11 protein-coding genes and 3 pseudogenes are annotated in these 15,059 nt (G+C 67.6%); 6 read left to right on the top strand and 8 right to left on the bottom strand.

Annotation, left to right across the window (positions count from 1 at the left end):
- Positions 1-41: 41 nt before the first annotated feature.
- Positions 42-1,715, bottom strand: coding sequence for a serine/threonine-protein kinase (locus GBRO_RS05960; protein ID WP_012833083.1), 1,674 nt, complete (start codon positions 1,713-1,715; stop codon positions 42-44).
- Between the two features lie 116 nt (positions 1,716-1,831).
- On the opposite strand from GBRO_RS05960, the gene GBRO_RS05955 reads away from it, so the two are divergent.
- Entirely contained in the window at positions 1,832-2,986 is a 1,155-nt protein-coding gene (locus tag GBRO_RS05955; RefSeq protein WP_012833082.1) for a pyridoxal phosphate-dependent aminotransferase, read from the top strand.
- Positions 2,987-3,115: 129 nt separating this feature from the next.
- On the opposite strand, the gene GBRO_RS05950 is transcribed toward GBRO_RS05955, so the two are convergent.
- Positions 3,116-4,099 carry an LLM class F420-dependent oxidoreductase gene (locus GBRO_RS05950; protein WP_012833081.1) on the bottom strand — a complete coding sequence of 328 codons (984 nt, stop codon included), beginning with the start codon at positions 4,097-4,099 and terminating at the stop codon, positions 3,116-3,118.
- Positions 4,100-4,254: 155 nt separating this feature from the next.
- On the opposite strand from GBRO_RS05950, the gene GBRO_RS05945 reads away from it, so the two are divergent.
- The 5 genes from GBRO_RS05945 (at position 4,255) to GBRO_RS05925 (ending at position 9,336) form a co-directional block, all read left to right on the top strand.
- The gene (locus GBRO_RS05945; protein ID WP_012833080.1) at positions 4,255-4,839 is read left to right on the top strand and encodes a TetR/AcrR family transcriptional regulator; all 585 of its coding nucleotides are present in this window, start codon (positions 4,255-4,257) and stop codon (positions 4,837-4,839) included.
- Positions 4,836-6,353, top strand: a complete 1,518-nt coding sequence (locus GBRO_RS05940) for a flavin-containing monooxygenase (protein WP_012833079.1) — start codon at positions 4,836-4,838, stop codon at positions 6,351-6,353. The genes GBRO_RS05945 and GBRO_RS05940 overlap by 4 nt, the downstream gene beginning before the upstream one ends.
- On the top strand, positions 6,350-8,095 hold the full coding sequence (locus GBRO_RS05935; protein WP_012833078.1) for a GMC oxidoreductase: 1,746 nt from the start codon (positions 6,350-6,352) through the stop codon (positions 8,093-8,095). Before GBRO_RS05940 ends, GBRO_RS05935 begins: the two co-directional genes overlap by 4 nt.
- Before the next feature lie 9 nt (positions 8,096-8,104).
- Positions 8,105-8,731 (top strand): alpha-ketoglutarate-dependent dioxygenase AlkB, encoded by a 627-nt coding sequence (locus tag GBRO_RS05930; protein ID WP_012833077.1) that lies wholly within the window; start codon positions 8,105-8,107, stop codon positions 8,729-8,731.
- 71 nt (positions 8,732-8,802) lie between these two features.
- Positions 8,803-9,336 (top strand): hypothetical protein, encoded by a 534-nt coding sequence (locus GBRO_RS05925; RefSeq protein WP_012833076.1) that lies wholly within the window; start codon positions 8,803-8,805, stop codon positions 9,334-9,336.
- 72 nt (positions 9,337-9,408) lie between these two features.
- Here GBRO_RS05925 and GBRO_RS25730 read toward each other — a convergent pair.
- The 6 genes and pseudogenes from GBRO_RS25730 to ppk2 all read right to left on the bottom strand — a co-directional run.
- Positions 9,409-9,856, bottom strand: a pseudogene (locus GBRO_RS25730) (short-chain dehydrogenase); the annotation flags it as partial.
- Between the two features lie 71 nt (positions 9,857-9,927).
- Positions 9,928-11,640 (bottom strand): adenylate/guanylate cyclase domain-containing protein, encoded by a 1,713-nt coding sequence (locus GBRO_RS05915; protein ID WP_012833075.1) that lies wholly within the window; start codon positions 11,638-11,640, stop codon positions 9,928-9,930.
- Positions 11,641-11,775: 135 nt separating this feature from the next.
- On the bottom strand, positions 11,776-12,327 hold the full coding sequence (locus GBRO_RS05910) for a YceI family protein (RefSeq protein ID WP_012833074.1): 552 nt from the start codon (positions 12,325-12,327) through the stop codon (positions 11,776-11,778).
- A 136-nt stretch (positions 12,328-12,463) separates the two neighbouring features.
- Positions 12,464-13,069 (bottom strand): NUDIX hydrolase, encoded by a 606-nt coding sequence (locus GBRO_RS05905; RefSeq protein ID WP_012833073.1) that lies wholly within the window; start codon positions 13,067-13,069, stop codon positions 12,464-12,466.
- A 10-nt stretch (positions 13,070-13,079) separates the two neighbouring features.
- A pseudogene (locus GBRO_RS05900) lies at positions 13,080-14,124 on the bottom strand (hypothetical protein).
- 46 nt (positions 14,125-14,170) lie between these two features.
- Positions 14,171-15,005, bottom strand: a pseudogene (ppk2, locus tag GBRO_RS05895) (polyphosphate kinase 2).
- Positions 15,006-15,059: the final 54 nt, after the last annotated feature.

Below are 15,059 nucleotides of genomic sequence, written 5' to 3'. Positions count from 1 at the left end.
CCAACACATTCCACAACCCTAGAGCCAAACCGGAGGCAGGTTCACACCTCGTCGAGGCAGTACCCGATGGACTGCGGTTCGGAGAAGGTCCAGCGGGTCTCCCCCGCGGCGCAGCTGATCGACTCGTCGGAGCGTCGGGTCACCTTGGCCAGCACCGTGTTCCGCGCCGGCGGCCCAGAACACGACACCTCCTGATAGTCGGTGAGCGAGCCCCCGCCGAGGGGCACCTGATAGCACAGCGATTGGACGAAGTTCGGTGTGATACACAGCTTCTCGTTGGAACCCGGGAAGGTGATGATCGAGTTGCGGGTGCTGGCACACGACGAACTCGACGCGATGACCGATGCCGCGTAGAAGTTGAGGCCGGCCGAGTCGCAGTCGACCTTGGAGGCCAGCACGCTTCCCGTGTTGCCCGGCTGCTCGGCGATGGTGAGACATTCCCCGGGTGAGATCTGCGACGGACCGGTGATCGGCTCGGGTGAGGAATCGACCGTCCGGGTGGCCGGATTCCCCGCCCCCGGTGGCGTCGACGGACTGCCGTCGTCGGTGCCGGTGACGGTTCGGCTGGTACCCGCGGCGGTCTTGTCCGCGGCGTCGGAGATCGATTTCCCGACATAGATGACGCCTGCCACGATGCCGATCAGGAGCAGCACTGCGGCCACACTCAGGCCGATGAGCACCCCGGAACTCCGGTCCCGCTCCGGCACCGGTGCAGGCCCGGTGAACGGTCCACTCGCCGGGCCGATGGGACCCGACGGCGGCGGCTGATACGGGTAGGGCTGATGCTGGGGTGGCGGCTGGGGTGGTGGCACCGGCTGAGGTTGCGGCTGGGGGCGCTTCTGGAGACGTGGTGGCGCGACGGTGCTCGCGGCCGGAGCGGTCAGCGCCCGCTCGAGCGCGGCGGCGAAGGCCCGGCACGACTCGTACCGGTCGGCGGGCGGCTTGGCGAGCGCGCGGGACAGCACGTCGTCGACGGCCGGCGAGATGCCGCGTCGGAGGTCGCTGGCGTGCGGGGCGTCGGTGTGCAGGTGATGGGCGATGATCGATGCCGAGTTGGCGCCCTGAAACGGCGGCCGGCCGGTGATCAGTTCGTAGACCGTCGCAGCCAGCGAGTACTGATCGGCCCGGCCGTCGACCGGATCGCCGAGGAGTTGTTCGGGTGCCGCGTAGGCGACGGTGCCCAGGAACATGTTGGTCGACGTCAGATTGCTGACATCCTGCTGGGATTTCGCGATGCCGAAGTCGGCGAGCAGGACGCGCGGCTCGGGCCCCTGCGGATCCTGCAGCAGGATGTTCGCCGGTTTGACGTCGCGGTGCAGCAGCCCGTGGGCGTGCGCGCGGTCGAGGGCCGCCCCGATGGAGCGGACCACCGCGACCACCGTCGGCACCTGCAGTCCACCGGGATGCTGCCGGAGCAGTTTGAGCCCGTCGATGCCATCGATGTACTCCATCGCGATCCACAGATGACCGTCGTACTCACCGGAGTTGAAGATCGTCACGATGGACGGATGCACCACGCTGGAGGCGAGTTCGGCCTCCCGGACGAAGCGCTGCCGGTACATCGGATCGCGGCTGAGTTCGGCGGGCAGCACCTTGAGGGCCTCGTTGCGTGGCAGGTGCGGGTGGCGGGCCAGGTAGATCTCGCCCATGCCGCCGCGGCCGATGAGCCGGATGATGGTGTAGCCGGCAAAGTGCTCACCCGGATTGCGCGGCATCCACTCTCCTCAGCCCTTTCCCAACACGCGACCGTCCCAGTCTGTCATCCGAGTGTGACCGGATGCGAGATGACCGGCGATAAGTGGTCAACCGAACGATGTGACAGCCTGGGCGTATGGCAACCGTGCAGCGCCTAGCGCCCTTCGCGACGACGATCTTTGCCGAGATGTCGGCCCTGGCGGTCGCACACGACGCGGTGAACCTCGGACAGGGCTTCCCGGACACGGACGGCCCGGCATCGATGCTGGCAGCAGCGCAGTCCGCCATCGCCGACGGCCACAACCAGTACCCGCCCGGTATCGGCATCCCAGCCCTGCGCCAGGCCGTCGCCCGTCACCAGCTCGCGCACTACGGACTCGACTATGACCCGGACACGGAGGTGCTGGTGACGGTCGGCGCGACGGAGGCCCTCGCCGGCGCCGTCGTCGGGCTGGTGGAACCGGGCCGCGAGGTCATCATGATCGAGCCCTACTACGACGTCTACGCGGCGACCGTCGCCATGGCCGGTGGCGTCCGGCGCACCGTGGGGTTGATCGGCGACGGGGACGGTTTCGTCCTCGACCGCGATCGGCTGGCCGCCGCCTTCGGACCGGAGACGGCGATGATCATCGTCAACTCGCCACACAATCCCACCGGCACCGTGCTGCACGACGACGACCTCGCCGAGATCGCCCGACTCTGCGTCGAGCACGACGTCATCGCCGTCACCGACGAGGTGTACGAGCACCTGTTGTTCGACGGCCGCAAACACACACCGCTGGCGACGCTGCCCGGCATGCGCGAACGCACCCTACGCATTTCCAGTGCGGGTAAGACCTTCAACTGCACCGGCTGGAAGGTCGGCTGGATCAGCGGCCCGCGCGACCTGGTGGCCTCGGCGCGTACCGCCAAGCAGTACATGTCCTATGTGGGTTCGGGCCCGTTCCAGCCGGCCGTCGCGCATGCCCTCGACCATGAGATGGACTGGGTCGCTTCCTCCGCCGTCGCCCTCGAAGCGCAACGCGACCTGTTGTCGGCGGCGCTGAGGAACGCCGGCTTCAGCGTCCACCGCAGCGAGGCAACCTACTTCGTCTGCGCCGACCCCCGCCCCCTCGGTTACACCGACGGCATCGAGTTCTGCCGCTCGCTCCCCGAACGGATCGGGGTGGCCGCCGTACCGGTGAGCGTCTTCGCCGACGACCGCGACCCGTGGAAACACATGGTGCGCTTCGCCTTTGCCAAACGTCCCGAGATCATCGCCGAGGCGGCGGAGCGACTACGGGGATTGTGAGATAGGAGCGAGCGAAGCGAGGCGGCAGCCCGCTACTGCCGCTCGACCGCTCCCTCTTCTGCTCGTTGAGCCGCGACGGTCGAGCGAAGCGAGACCGCCGCGGCTCAACCAGCAGTATTGAGACTCGGCTCACCGCAGCGCCGGAATCACCTTCTGCTGGAACAGTTCCAAGTCCCCACGATCGCGCGCTACATCCGGGAAGTAGCAGATTATATACGAAAGCCCCTTGGCGGCAAGGGCACTCAGGTTCTCGGCGACCTGCTCGGGGGTTCCGACGCCGGGCATGCCGCGGAAGGCGCCCATCGTCGCGGCCGCGGAGTCGGGTCCCACGAACTCGGCGTAGCGCGCCTGCAGGTCGTCGAGCTTGCGGGTGACCTCCGCCTCGGTGGCGCCGAGCATGATGTTGTAGTTGGCCGAGCGGGTGATGGCATCGAAGTCGCGTCCAAGATCGGCGCAGTGCTGTTGCAGCACAGCGGATTTATGCGTGAAGCCGTCGGGCGTGCCGTCGAAGTTGGTGTAGTCGGCGTACTCGGCGGCGATCCGTAGCGTCTTGCGTTCGCCGCCGCCGGCGATCCACATCGGAATGTCCCCGCCCGGGGGTCGCGGGGCGCAGATGGCGTCGTCGACGGTGTAGTGCTTGCCGGCGAAGGTGGCCCGTCCTTCTCGCCAGGCCTGACGCATGATCTGCACACCCTCGTCGAGGCGGGCGAGACGTTCGCCGGCGGAAGGGAATCCGTATCCGTAGGCGCGCCACTCCTGCTCGTACCAGCCGGCGCCGATGCCCATCTGCACCCGCCCGCCGGAGATCAGGTCGGCGGTCGCGGCCACCTTGGCCAGATACATCGGGTTGCGGTAGCTCATGGCGGTGCACATCTGACCGATGTCCACGCGGCTGGTCGTCGCCGCCAGCGCCGACACCAGCGTCCAGGCCTCGTGGGTGGCCTCGTCGGTGGGGAGCGGGACGGTGTGGAAGTGGTCGTATACCCAGACCGAGTCCCACCCGCCGGACTCGGCCGCCGCGGCGACCGACGACATCGCCGCCCACTGTGCGGCCGGCTCGATGCCGGTGAGATCCAAACGCCAACCCTGTGGAATGAACATGCCGAATCGCATGAACCCAACCTACGCGGACGCGGCCCGCGCCGAAATCTGTACCTCTGAGCCCCCACGCACGCACCACGCAGACCGCAGCACCACCACGACCAGATTTCGTACGCGATTTACAAGCAGTCTGGACTGTTTGTGGAATCCTGGCTAGCATCAGCGCCGTGACCGACGACACCCCAGATGATCCAGCCCCACGTCGAACCCAGGCGCAGCGCAGTGCCGCGACCCGCGTCCGAGTGCTCGACGCGACCATCGAATCGCTGGTCGAGGTGGGCTATGCCCGCACCACCACGCAGGAGGTCAACCGGCGGGCCGGGGTCTCCCGGGGTGCACTCCTGCACCAGTTCCCCACCCGCGAATCGCTGGTCGTCGCCGCGGTCGGGCATCTCGTCGAGCGCCGCATGACCGAACTGCTCTCCCGCCCGCGCACCGGCGACGAGGACATCGAGATCCTCGTCGAGGCGTTCAGCGGACCGCTGTTCGACGCCGCGCTCGAACTCTGGGTCGCCGCACGCACCGATCCGGTCTTACGAGCCGCGATGGTCCCACTCGAGCAGAAGGTGTCCGATGCCATCGCCACCGGCGCGCTCGAGTTGTTCGGTGACCGCTACTCCCCCGGTCAGATCGAACTCAGTGCCGAGCTCGCCCGCGGCATGGCCGTCTCGGCGATTCTCCGCACACCCGAGGCCAACCGTGACGTCATCAACCGCCTGATCCCGCTGTGGAAGGACACCCTCACGTCATGAGCACCCTTGAGCACTTGCCCCAGTGCGCCGACGTCCTCGTCGTCGGTGTGGGTTTCGGCGGACTGGCCGCGTTGCACAGCCTGCGCCGCGATCATCCCGACCTCACGGTCGTCGCCATCGAGCGGGCGGCCGGCGCCGGCGGCGTGTGGCGCGACAACGACTACCCGGGTGCTGCCTGCGACGTTCCCACCTCGCTCTATTCGCTGTCCTTTGCCCCCAATCCGGACTGGTCGCACACGTACGGTCGCCGCGACGAGATCCACCGATATCTTCGCGGTGTCGCAGCCGGATTCGACGACCAGATCTACTACGACTGCGAGCTTCTCGAGGCCCGATGGGAGGACGACGATCAGGAGTGGTCCGTGCTCACCTCGCGCGGGCGTCTCCGCTGTCGCCACCTGGTCGCCGCGCCGGGGGCACTGTCGGAGCCAACGGCGCCGACGCTGCCCGGCACCGATGACTTCACCGGGACCGTCTTCCACAGCGCCGCTTGGGATCACAGCCGAAGCCTGGCCGGACGACGCGTCGCGGTCGTCGGTAGCGGGGCGTCGGCGATCCAGATCGTGCCGGAGATCGTCGACCAGGTCGCCCATCTGACCGTCTTCGCGCGCACCCCCGCGTGGGTGGTGCCGCGCCTGGACCGCTCGATCGGCCGACTCGAACGGACCCTGTATCGCCGAATCCGTGTGGCACACCGAATCGTCCGCAAGGCGGTCTGGGCTTATCGCGAGTTCTACGTGTTGCTGATGGCGCGTCGCCCGCAGCTGCTGCCGATTGCCACGGCCATCGCGAAAACTCAACTGCGAGTGCAGGTCCGCGACGAGGAGCTGCGTCGGCAGTTGACGCCGTCCTACACCATCGGCTGTAAGCGAATGCTGCTCACCAACAAGTGGTTTCCGGCGCTGCAGCGTCCCAACGTGACGGTCACCGGCGCCATCACCGGCCTCACCGCCACCGCGGCGGTGGATGCGGCCGGCACCGCACACGAGGTGGACACCGTCATCTTCGCGACCGGGTTCACACCCACCGAGCCGCCGATCGCGTCGGTCATCCACGGACGCGATGGAAAGACACTCGCCGAGACCTGGGCGGGTTCACCGAGCGCCTATCGCGGTGTGTCCGTTCATGGTTTCCCGAATCTCTTCTTCCTGTACGGCCCCAACACCAATCTGGGCCACAGCTCGATCGTATTGATGCTGGAACCGCAGGCCGACTATGTCGCAACCGCCCTGGCCGCCCTGCGCCGGCTCGACAAGGTGACCGTCGAGGTGACGCAGGCCGCGCAGGATCACTACAACGCCGAACTCGACAACGAACTCGACGGCACGGTGTGGAATCGGGGGGGCTGCTCGAGCTGGTATATCGATGCCACCGGCCGCAATTCGGTGATGTGGCCGAACTACACCAGCGAATACCGCAGGCTGATGGCGACATTCGATCCCGCCGATCACGTGCTCGGTTCCACGCACCGAACCGCGGTGCCGCATCCCGACGAACTGAAGGTCGTGCAGTGACCGCAACGCCCGCCTCCACCCCGCGTGACCACTTCGACGTCATCGTCATCGGGTCCGGCTTCGGCGGTTCGGTAGCCGCGCTCCGGGCGGTGGAGAAGGGTTACTGCGTCGCGGTGATCGAATCCGGCCGTCGCTTTGCCGATCATGAACTGCCGAAGACGAGTTGGCGCCTGCGCGACTACGTCTGGGCACCCGCGCTGGGGCTTTTCGGGGTACAGCGGATGCATCTGCTGCGCGACGTGCTGGTGATGGCCGGCGCCGGCGTCGGCGGTGGATCGCTCAACTACGCCAACACCCTGTACCGTCCGCTTCCCGCATTCTTCGACGACCCGCATTGGGGCGCGATCACCGACTGGGCGGCCGAACTCGACCCGTATTACGACCAGGCGTCCCGAATGCTGGGTGTCACAACTTATCCCGGCGTGACAGCCGCCGACGAGGTGATGCGGCGGGTCGCGGGCGAGATGGGCGCGGCCGACACCTTTGTTCACACGCCGGTCGGCGTGTACTTCGGCGAGCCGGGACGACGGGTCGCCGATCCGTTCTTCGGCGGCGCGGGACCCGATCGCACCGGCTGCACCGAATGCGGGGCGTGCATGACCGGGTGCCGGGTGGGGGCAAAGAACACCCTGGTGAAGAACTATCTCCACCTCGCCGAACGCGCCGGCGCCGAGATCATCCCGCTGACCACCGTGCACGGTGTCACCCCGGACGGCAACGGCGGGTACGTCATTCGCGCGCACCGCACCGGTCGGCGCCGCTCCCGGCGTGGCGCGCGGACCTTCACCGCCGATCAGGTGGTCTTCGCCGCAGGCACCTACGGCACCAACAAACTCCTTCTGGCCATGCAGCGCTCCGGCGACCTACCAAGACTGTCCGCGCGGCTCGGCCGGGTGGTGCGCACCAACTCCGAGGCCGTTCTCGCGGCCACCGCGCGGACCACCGACACCGACTTCACCCGGGGAGTCGCGATCACCTCGTCATTCCACCCGAACGATCACACCCACATCGAGCCGGTCCGATATGGCAAGGGCAGCAATCTGATCGGGCTTCTGCAGGCGGTCCTGGTCGACGGCGGAGGCCGGACTCCGCGCATCCTCAAAGCGCTCGCGGCGATGCTCCGGCACCCGCTGGTCGCCCTGCGCGGACTGTCGGTACGACGATGGTCGCAGCGCACGATCATCGCGCTGGTCATGCAGACCCGGGACAACTCGATCGAATTGACTGCTCGCCGCGGACGTTTGGGGCCGATCCTGCGCAGCCGTGCCGGCGACGGTGATCCCCCGCCGCGCTGGATTCCCGAGGGACACGAGGCCGTTCGGGCCGTTGCCCGCGAGATCGACGGCGATTCGGGCGGATCCGTCGTCGACCTGCTGAACATCCCGATGACCGCCCACTTCCTCGGCGGCTGTGCGATCGGCGCGTCGGCACGCGACGGTGTGGTGGACGCCTACCATCGCGTCTTCGGCCACCCGGGCCTACACGTTGTCGACGGTGCGACGGTGTCGGCGAATCTGGGCGTCAATCCGTCGCTGACCATCACCGCGCAGGCCGAGCGCGCAATGGCGATGTGGCCCAACGCCGGTGAGCGTGATCCCCGACCGGCCCTCGACGCCGGCTACGTCCCGGTCGATCCCGTGGAGCCGGCCCGTCCCGCGGTGCCCGCCCATGCGCCCGGCGCACTACGACTACCGCTGACGCCGGTCCGACGGAAGGTAGAACATTCGTTCGACTGCGCGTAGGCTGCCGGTATGTCCATCGGCATCCAGCCCTCGTTGTTCGACCTCGACGACGCCGCGCCGACGCTGGGTGGGTTGACCGCGATCCGACGCCGTCGGCTCACCGACGGTGCGTGGGTTGACTTGCGTCCCGGCTGGCTCGGGTCGTCGACCCGGCTCTTCGACTCATTGTCCGAGCATGTGCCCTGGCGAGCCGAACGTCGCCGCATGTACGACCGCGTCGTCGACGTCCCGCGGCTCGTCGCCACCTACCAGGCGACCGCACCGCTCCCCGACCCACTGCTCGTCGACGCCCGGCAAGCACTGACCGAGCATTACCGCGCCGAACTGCCCGAGGGATTCGCCACCGCCGGACTCTGCCTCTACCGCGACGGCTCGGATTCGGTGGCCTGGCACGGGGATCGGTTCGGGCGCGGAGCCACCCACGACACCATGGTGGCCATCCTCTCCCTGGGCGCCCCGCGCGGACTGTTGCTGCGCCCGCGGTCAGGTGGGCAGTCGCTGCGCTTCACCCTGTCCTCCGGGGATCTGCTCGTCATGGGTGGCAGTTGTCAGCGCACCTGGGAGCATGCCATCCCCAAAGCGGCGGGCGTCGGGCCACGCATCAGCGTCCAGTTCCGCCCACCCGGCGTGTGGTGACGACCGACCGTTCGGCGCCCGGGGCCAGGCGTGCTTTAATCGAATCGTTATAAACCGACCGAGAGAGTTCGATGAAGCGCACGTACCTGGCTCCGATGACCGCCGCACTGCTCGCCACCACCGCGATCACCACCACCGCGATCACCGTGGCTGCGTCGCCTGCAGGCGCCGACCCGCTGTCTCAGCTTTTCGGTAGCGCCGGCAGCTCCGACTCGGGTAGCGCCGGCTCATCCGGCGGCGACAAGCCCCAGCACTACGGGAAGCTCGGTCGCCCCGACGCCGCCAACGGCGTCAAATCGATCAATGTGTGGGTCTACACCCCCAACAAGACCGCCGCGATCAGCCCCGGCGTGTACCCCCGCAATACCCGCATCGGGGTGCGCTGGAACTCCACGATCGACGCCGGGCCGGTCGTCGACGGCAACGAGTGCAAGATGACGATCCGGCTGACCGGCCCGAAGATCCCGAAGAAGGCCGCCGTCACCAACACCGCCGACTGCTCGGCAGTGAAGTCGTATCAGCTGCGGACCGCCGGTGACTACAAGATCAGCGTGACCGACGGCATCTCGGGCGCGTCGAACTCGATCACCTTCAGCCTGCAGTAGGCGCCTGCGTCTCAATCCGCCGAGCATCGGGGTGAGCGTTGATCGGGTCGCCGGCTCAGTGCGCAGGTGCGCTCACAGCCCGAAGCTCACCCCGGTCAGTTCCTCGGACAGGCTCCACAGCCGGTCCCGGAATGCCTCGTCGTCGGCCTGCTTGGTGTAACGCGAATGTGCCGGGGGCCCTTGCATTCCGAAGAGCTTCTTGGGTCCGAAGAAGGTTCCGGTGACGACGTCGGGGACGGTCGCGGCGAAGAGGGTGGGCAGGGACGGCGGCGGATTGGAAAATCGGCAGCTTGTTCCCGAGTTTCATCAAGCCGTCACCCAGAGTCTCTGTGCGACCCTGCAATTCGGTTGCGGCGTACCCGGGGTGTGCGATCAGCGACCGGACGCCGGAGCCCGCGGCGGTGAGCCGGTCGGCCAGCTCCTTGCCGAACATGAGGTTGGCCATCTTGGAGTCGCCGTAGGCACGCCAGCGCCGATAGCGCCGCTTCTCCCAGTTCAGGTCGTCGAGGTCGATGCGGCCCCCACGCTATTGACGAGGGCCCGGCCCCGTCAACGCCCCACGGTCCGGACCGTTCCGCTCACGCTCGCCGATCACCACCCGATCATGTTGAGCGGCAGGCGCAACGGGTTGCCGACCATCCGCCGCGCGGGTTTGAACAACCCGGACAGGAGACCCTCCGACGGCGCTCGCGCCACCACATCGACGGGTGCGAAGAGCTGGGTGGGCTCGGTCCGGCCGCGCACGATCCGCGTCCCCAGCAGCTGCCACTCATGCGCTTCGCTGCCCGCGGCATGCACCGCCGAACCGCTGGCGAGCACGGTGATCCGCCCGGTCTTGGCCATGTCGGACAGGCGAGCACACTCATTGACCGGATCGCCGATCACGGTGTACTCGTAGCGGCGTTCGGCACCGATGTTGCCGGCGAAGGCCTCACCGTAGGACACCCCGATCCCCCACCCGATGTCGAGTCCTTCGGTGAGCCGGTCGGCGAGGTCACGGGCCGCAGCGAGTGCCGATGCCGCCGGATTCGCGAGGTTCACCGGTGCGCCGAAGACGGCCAGCGCGGCATCGCCCTCGAACTTGTTCACGAACCCGGAGTGGTGATCGACCACGTCGGCGACGATCTCGAAGAACGAATTCAGCAGCGCCGCAGTCCGATCCGGCCCTTGCTCCTGGGCGAGCGCCGTCGAACCGACGATGTCGACGAACAGGACCCCGACGTGGGCGTTGGTGCCGTGCAGACCGGCGCCGCGCTCCATCGCGAGGTCGGCGACGGTGTCACCGACGTGGCGGGCGAAGATCTCCCGCATCCGCTCGCGCTCGGCGAGCCCTTCCACCATCTCGTTGAAACCGTGTTGGAGCACACCGAGTTCCGACGAATCGTAGACCGGCACCCGGGCTTCGAGTTGCCCGTCGTCGACGCGTTCGACGGCCCTGCGCAGTTCGGTGAGCGGATCGGTGATCGCTTGTCCGACAAGAAAGATGACACGGGCGCCGGCCGCGAGGCCGACGAAGGCGAGCACGACGGTCGCCCAATCGACCTGCCCCTCGACGGGCGGCAGCATGTCGGCCCAGCGCCCGCCGTTGACGATGAGCAACCCGATCATCGGGACCGCCGAGCTCACCGCCCACACGGCGATCATGCGCCCGCGCACTCCGTGCATGACGCGCGTCGTCGGGACGTCGTGGAGTGCGGCCACTGCCATCGGACGCGCCGCGCGTTCGGCGAACAGGTAGGTGAGGCAGCCGCTGGACAGTCCGGCCAGGGTGAAGGCCACCGCCACGCCGACGACCGTGTTGCCGGTGAGGTCGTCGGCGGCCAGGACATAACCGATGACCGCGGCGCTCCACGCGATCATCGTCCCGAAGACCTGATGACGCGGAATCCGCTGAACCGCCCGGCGTCGTTCGTGATCGGCGGGCGCACAACTGACGAACCACCGTAGATGCGGCCGCAGCACCAGGACGCCGAGCAGCACGTTGATCACGATGCCGACGATGACCGCGAAGATGACCGCCGGGAAGTTCGGCGCACCCAGCGTGGTGGCAAAGGTCAGCTGACCACCGTTGTAGGCGACCTGAACGAGCAGGAAGGTCTCGAGCCCGATCAGGGCGTTGCTGCCGACGATCGCGAGGACCGCCACGACCATCGCGTAGCGGGCGATTCGCGCCCGCATGACCGGGCCGATGCGCGCCCAGCCCCGGGGCGTCGACACCTTCTCCAGGCTCCACGCCAGCGAGTCGCGCCGACGCCGCAGGCGCGCGAACAGCCCACGAGCGCGTTGCCGGCGCGTCCGCACCATCGGCTGGCCTGCCTTTCCCCGGATAGTCGCAGCGTACCCAAGCCGCGCCGGGGGCGGACACAGTCAGAAGTCCCACGACGACGAGACCGGCACCGGGGTGTGCGCGATGCCGGTCTCGTCGTCGTGGAGGCGGGATCAGGCGGGCTGACCGGCCTCGATCTCCAGGGTGATGGTGATCTTGTCGCCCACGACCACGCCGCCGCCCTCGAGCGGCATCTCGATGTCGATGCCGAACTCCTTGCGGCTGATCACGGTGCTGGCCTCGAAGCCCGCAACCGGTCCCTGGCCCATGCCGGGGTTGACGCCGTTGAACTCGAGTGCGAGCGAGACCGGCTTGGTGACGCCCTTGAGGGTGAAGTCACCGTCGAGGACGTAGTCGTCACCGTCGGCGCGCACCGCGGTGGACACGAAGGTCGCGGTGGGGAACTTCTCGGCGTCGAAGAAGTCGGCGGAGCGGATGTGGTCGTCGCGCTGATCGTTGCCGGTGGTGATCGAGCGGACGTCGATCTCGGCCTGTACCGACGGGGTGCCGTCCTCGGCGACGGTGATGGTGCCGGAGAAGGTGTCGAACTTGCCGCGCACCTTGCTGACCATGAGGTGCTTGACGGAGAAGCCGACGGTCGAGTGGACCGGATCGATGGTCCAGGTGCCTGCGGCGATCGGTGCGGTGACGGTAGCGGTGGTCATGTGGTTCTCCTCGAAGACGTTGATGCGGGTCTCGGTTGCTTGTGGGCCCGTTCGACCCATCACCACTCTAAACGGACCGTGGTCCGATTAGATTCCCTCCCGGATCAGATCATGGTGTGATCCGTGTCACTTGTCGTTATCGCCAGGCAAATACCGGTTGCTCGAAGCCGTCGACCCGGGTGTGCCGACCGCGCAGGACCACCTCCGCGAACTGATAGATGACCGCCGCGGTGGGTGCATGGACCAGTGCACCGACGATGGGCAGCTGGATGACCGGGCGCGGTGACTGCGGAATCGTCAGGAATCGCGGTTCGACGAGGAGTTCTTCGAAGGACACGAAGAACAGCTGCGCCACCTCGTCGGGATTGGGGACCGGTTCCACGTCGGGCTCGCCACCCCAGCACACGACCGGCGTCATCACGAATCCCGAGCGCGTGCGGTAGTCGTCGAGCAACCCGATCACCGACGACGGGCCCAGCTCGATACCGAGTTCCTCGTGCAGTTCCCGCAGTCCGGCGGTGATCTCGTCCTCTCCCGGGTCGAGCCGACCACCCGGCAGCGCGTACTGCGCAGCATGCCGACGCATCGTCGCCGGGCGTTTCATCAGCCAGATGCCCTGCACCCCGTCGCGCTCGGCGATGACCAGGGTGACCGCCGCGGCACGCGCGTCGGGATCGGTGACGGGACGACGCTGCAGACCGGCGACCCGGTCGGCCACCTGCGCGCGGTCGAGATGCTCCATTCCCTCAGTCTCACAGATGCGGCGGCGCCTGCTCCTGTGCGGGCGAGGCCGCCGCTCGGCCGAGGTGATAGCCGATGACACTGAGCGCGAACAGACCCAGGGCGAGATTGGTCAGCGCACCGAAGCCTTCCAGCGCGAAGTCGACGAGCGCGTTGGACAGGGTGAACACCAGCGCCCCGAGCCGTAGTGAACGCAACGGCCACAGCGACGTCGAACGCCGTCGGGCGATCATGGCCGGGAAGGTCAGCAGGAAGGTGAGGACACCGCTGATCAACAGAATCCAGGTGGCCACATGGCTGCGGCTGAGTTCGAGATAGACGTCCACGTCGCCGCGTCGACCTTCGTGGAAACAGAAGCTCAGGGTGCCGGCCACGATGGTGACCGCCGACAGCGCCGCCATCCCCCCACCCGACGATCGACACCCAGCGCGGGCTGCGCAGGAAGCCAGGCACCAGCGCAACCGCCCGCGACCGCCACTGCATCAACCGATCCGGGGAGTCGGCACTCGCGGCGAGCAGCCCGCGGACGTGGGCCACCACGGCCTCGTCGCCACCGGCCTCGGCCGCGAACGTCAGCAGTTCGTCGGCCTGCCGGCGCCGCCGGGACTGAAGTCCGTGCGAGACACCTTCGGCCGCGATCGACGCGGCGTTGGCGAGCGCCTCGGCCGTCGTCGGCTTGCGCACATCACGCACGATCCGGCTGATCAACAGGATGAGCACGACGAGGATGTACATGATCTCGGCGGCCGGACCGTAGAAGTAGTCGTTGTCACGCGTGACGAACTTGCCGACCTCGTCGAGGAACAGACCGAAACCGATGCCGCCCATGACGATTGCGACGACGCGCGGCGTCGCACCGAGGAACAGCCAGCCGGTGACCAGCGCGAGCATCATCAGGGCACCACCCCAGAGTGCGTGCGCGATATGCAGATGGGCCCCGCCCACCAGGGGGTAACCCGTCGCGGCCAGATAAACGCGGGTGATCAGGATGGTGATGATCGCGACGATGATGAACCACTCGACCGCGACGGTGCCGTAGGCCGACCGCACCACCACCGTGGTTCTGCGCGCGTTCATGGCTCAGAAGTATTCCCGGCGACACTCAGAACGGGGTGGGAATGCGCCGCAATTCGAGATCGGGGCTGCGATAGCGACCGGTCTTGCGCTTCGGCAGTTCGATCGCAGGTCTGGGCAGCGGGGTGTAGGGCACCTGGTCGAGCAGGTGGCTGATGACGTTGAGGCGGCCCCGCTTCTTGTCGTCGGTGTTGGCCACATACCAAGGTGCCCAGCCGGTGTCGGAGTAGCGGAACATGTCGTCGCGCGCCTGCGAGTAGTCGTCCCAGCGGGTGTAGGACTTGAGGTCCATCGGCGAGAGCTTCCAGTACTTGCGCGGGTCGTCGATCCGGCCTTGCAGACGCAGGGTCTGCTGTTCCTCACCGACCTCGAGCCAGTACTTGAGCAGGATGACGCCGGAGGCCACCACCGCGCGTTCGAAGGCGGGGACGTCTTCGAGGAACTGTTGGGTCTGCTGCGGCGTACAGAATCCCATCACCTTCTCCACGCCGGCGCGGTTGTACCAGCTGCGATCGAAGATGACGACCTCGCCGCCGGACGGGAGATGCTCCACGTAGCGCTGCATGTACATCTGCGACTTCTCGCGGTCGGTCGGCGCCGGCAAGGCGACCACCCGGAACACGCGGGGGCTGACGCGCTCGGTGATCGCCTTGATGACACCGCCTTTCCCGGCGGTGTCGCGGCCCTCGAAGACAACGCACCTTGGCGCCGGTCGATTTCACCCACTCCTGCATCGCGACGAGTTCGGCGTGCAGCTTCTTGAGCTCGGCGTTGTATTCCTTCTTCTTCATGGGCTTGGGGTTGGTGGGCTCGAGGCCGCTGGTCGCGTCACGGTTGTGGTGCTTGTGATGCTTCTTGCCCATGGAGGCCTCCTCGACCGGTGCGCCCGACTCTACGTCCTTGACCACCTCGTGGGC

Origin of the sequence: Gordonia bronchialis DSM 43247 (assembly GCF_000024785.1) — a bacterium.
Lineage (GTDB): Bacteria > Actinomycetota > Actinomycetes > Mycobacteriales > Mycobacteriaceae > Gordonia > Gordonia bronchialis.
The sequence above is the reverse complement of the archived record's forward strand: the minus strand, read 5'-3'. Positions and strand labels throughout refer to the sequence as shown.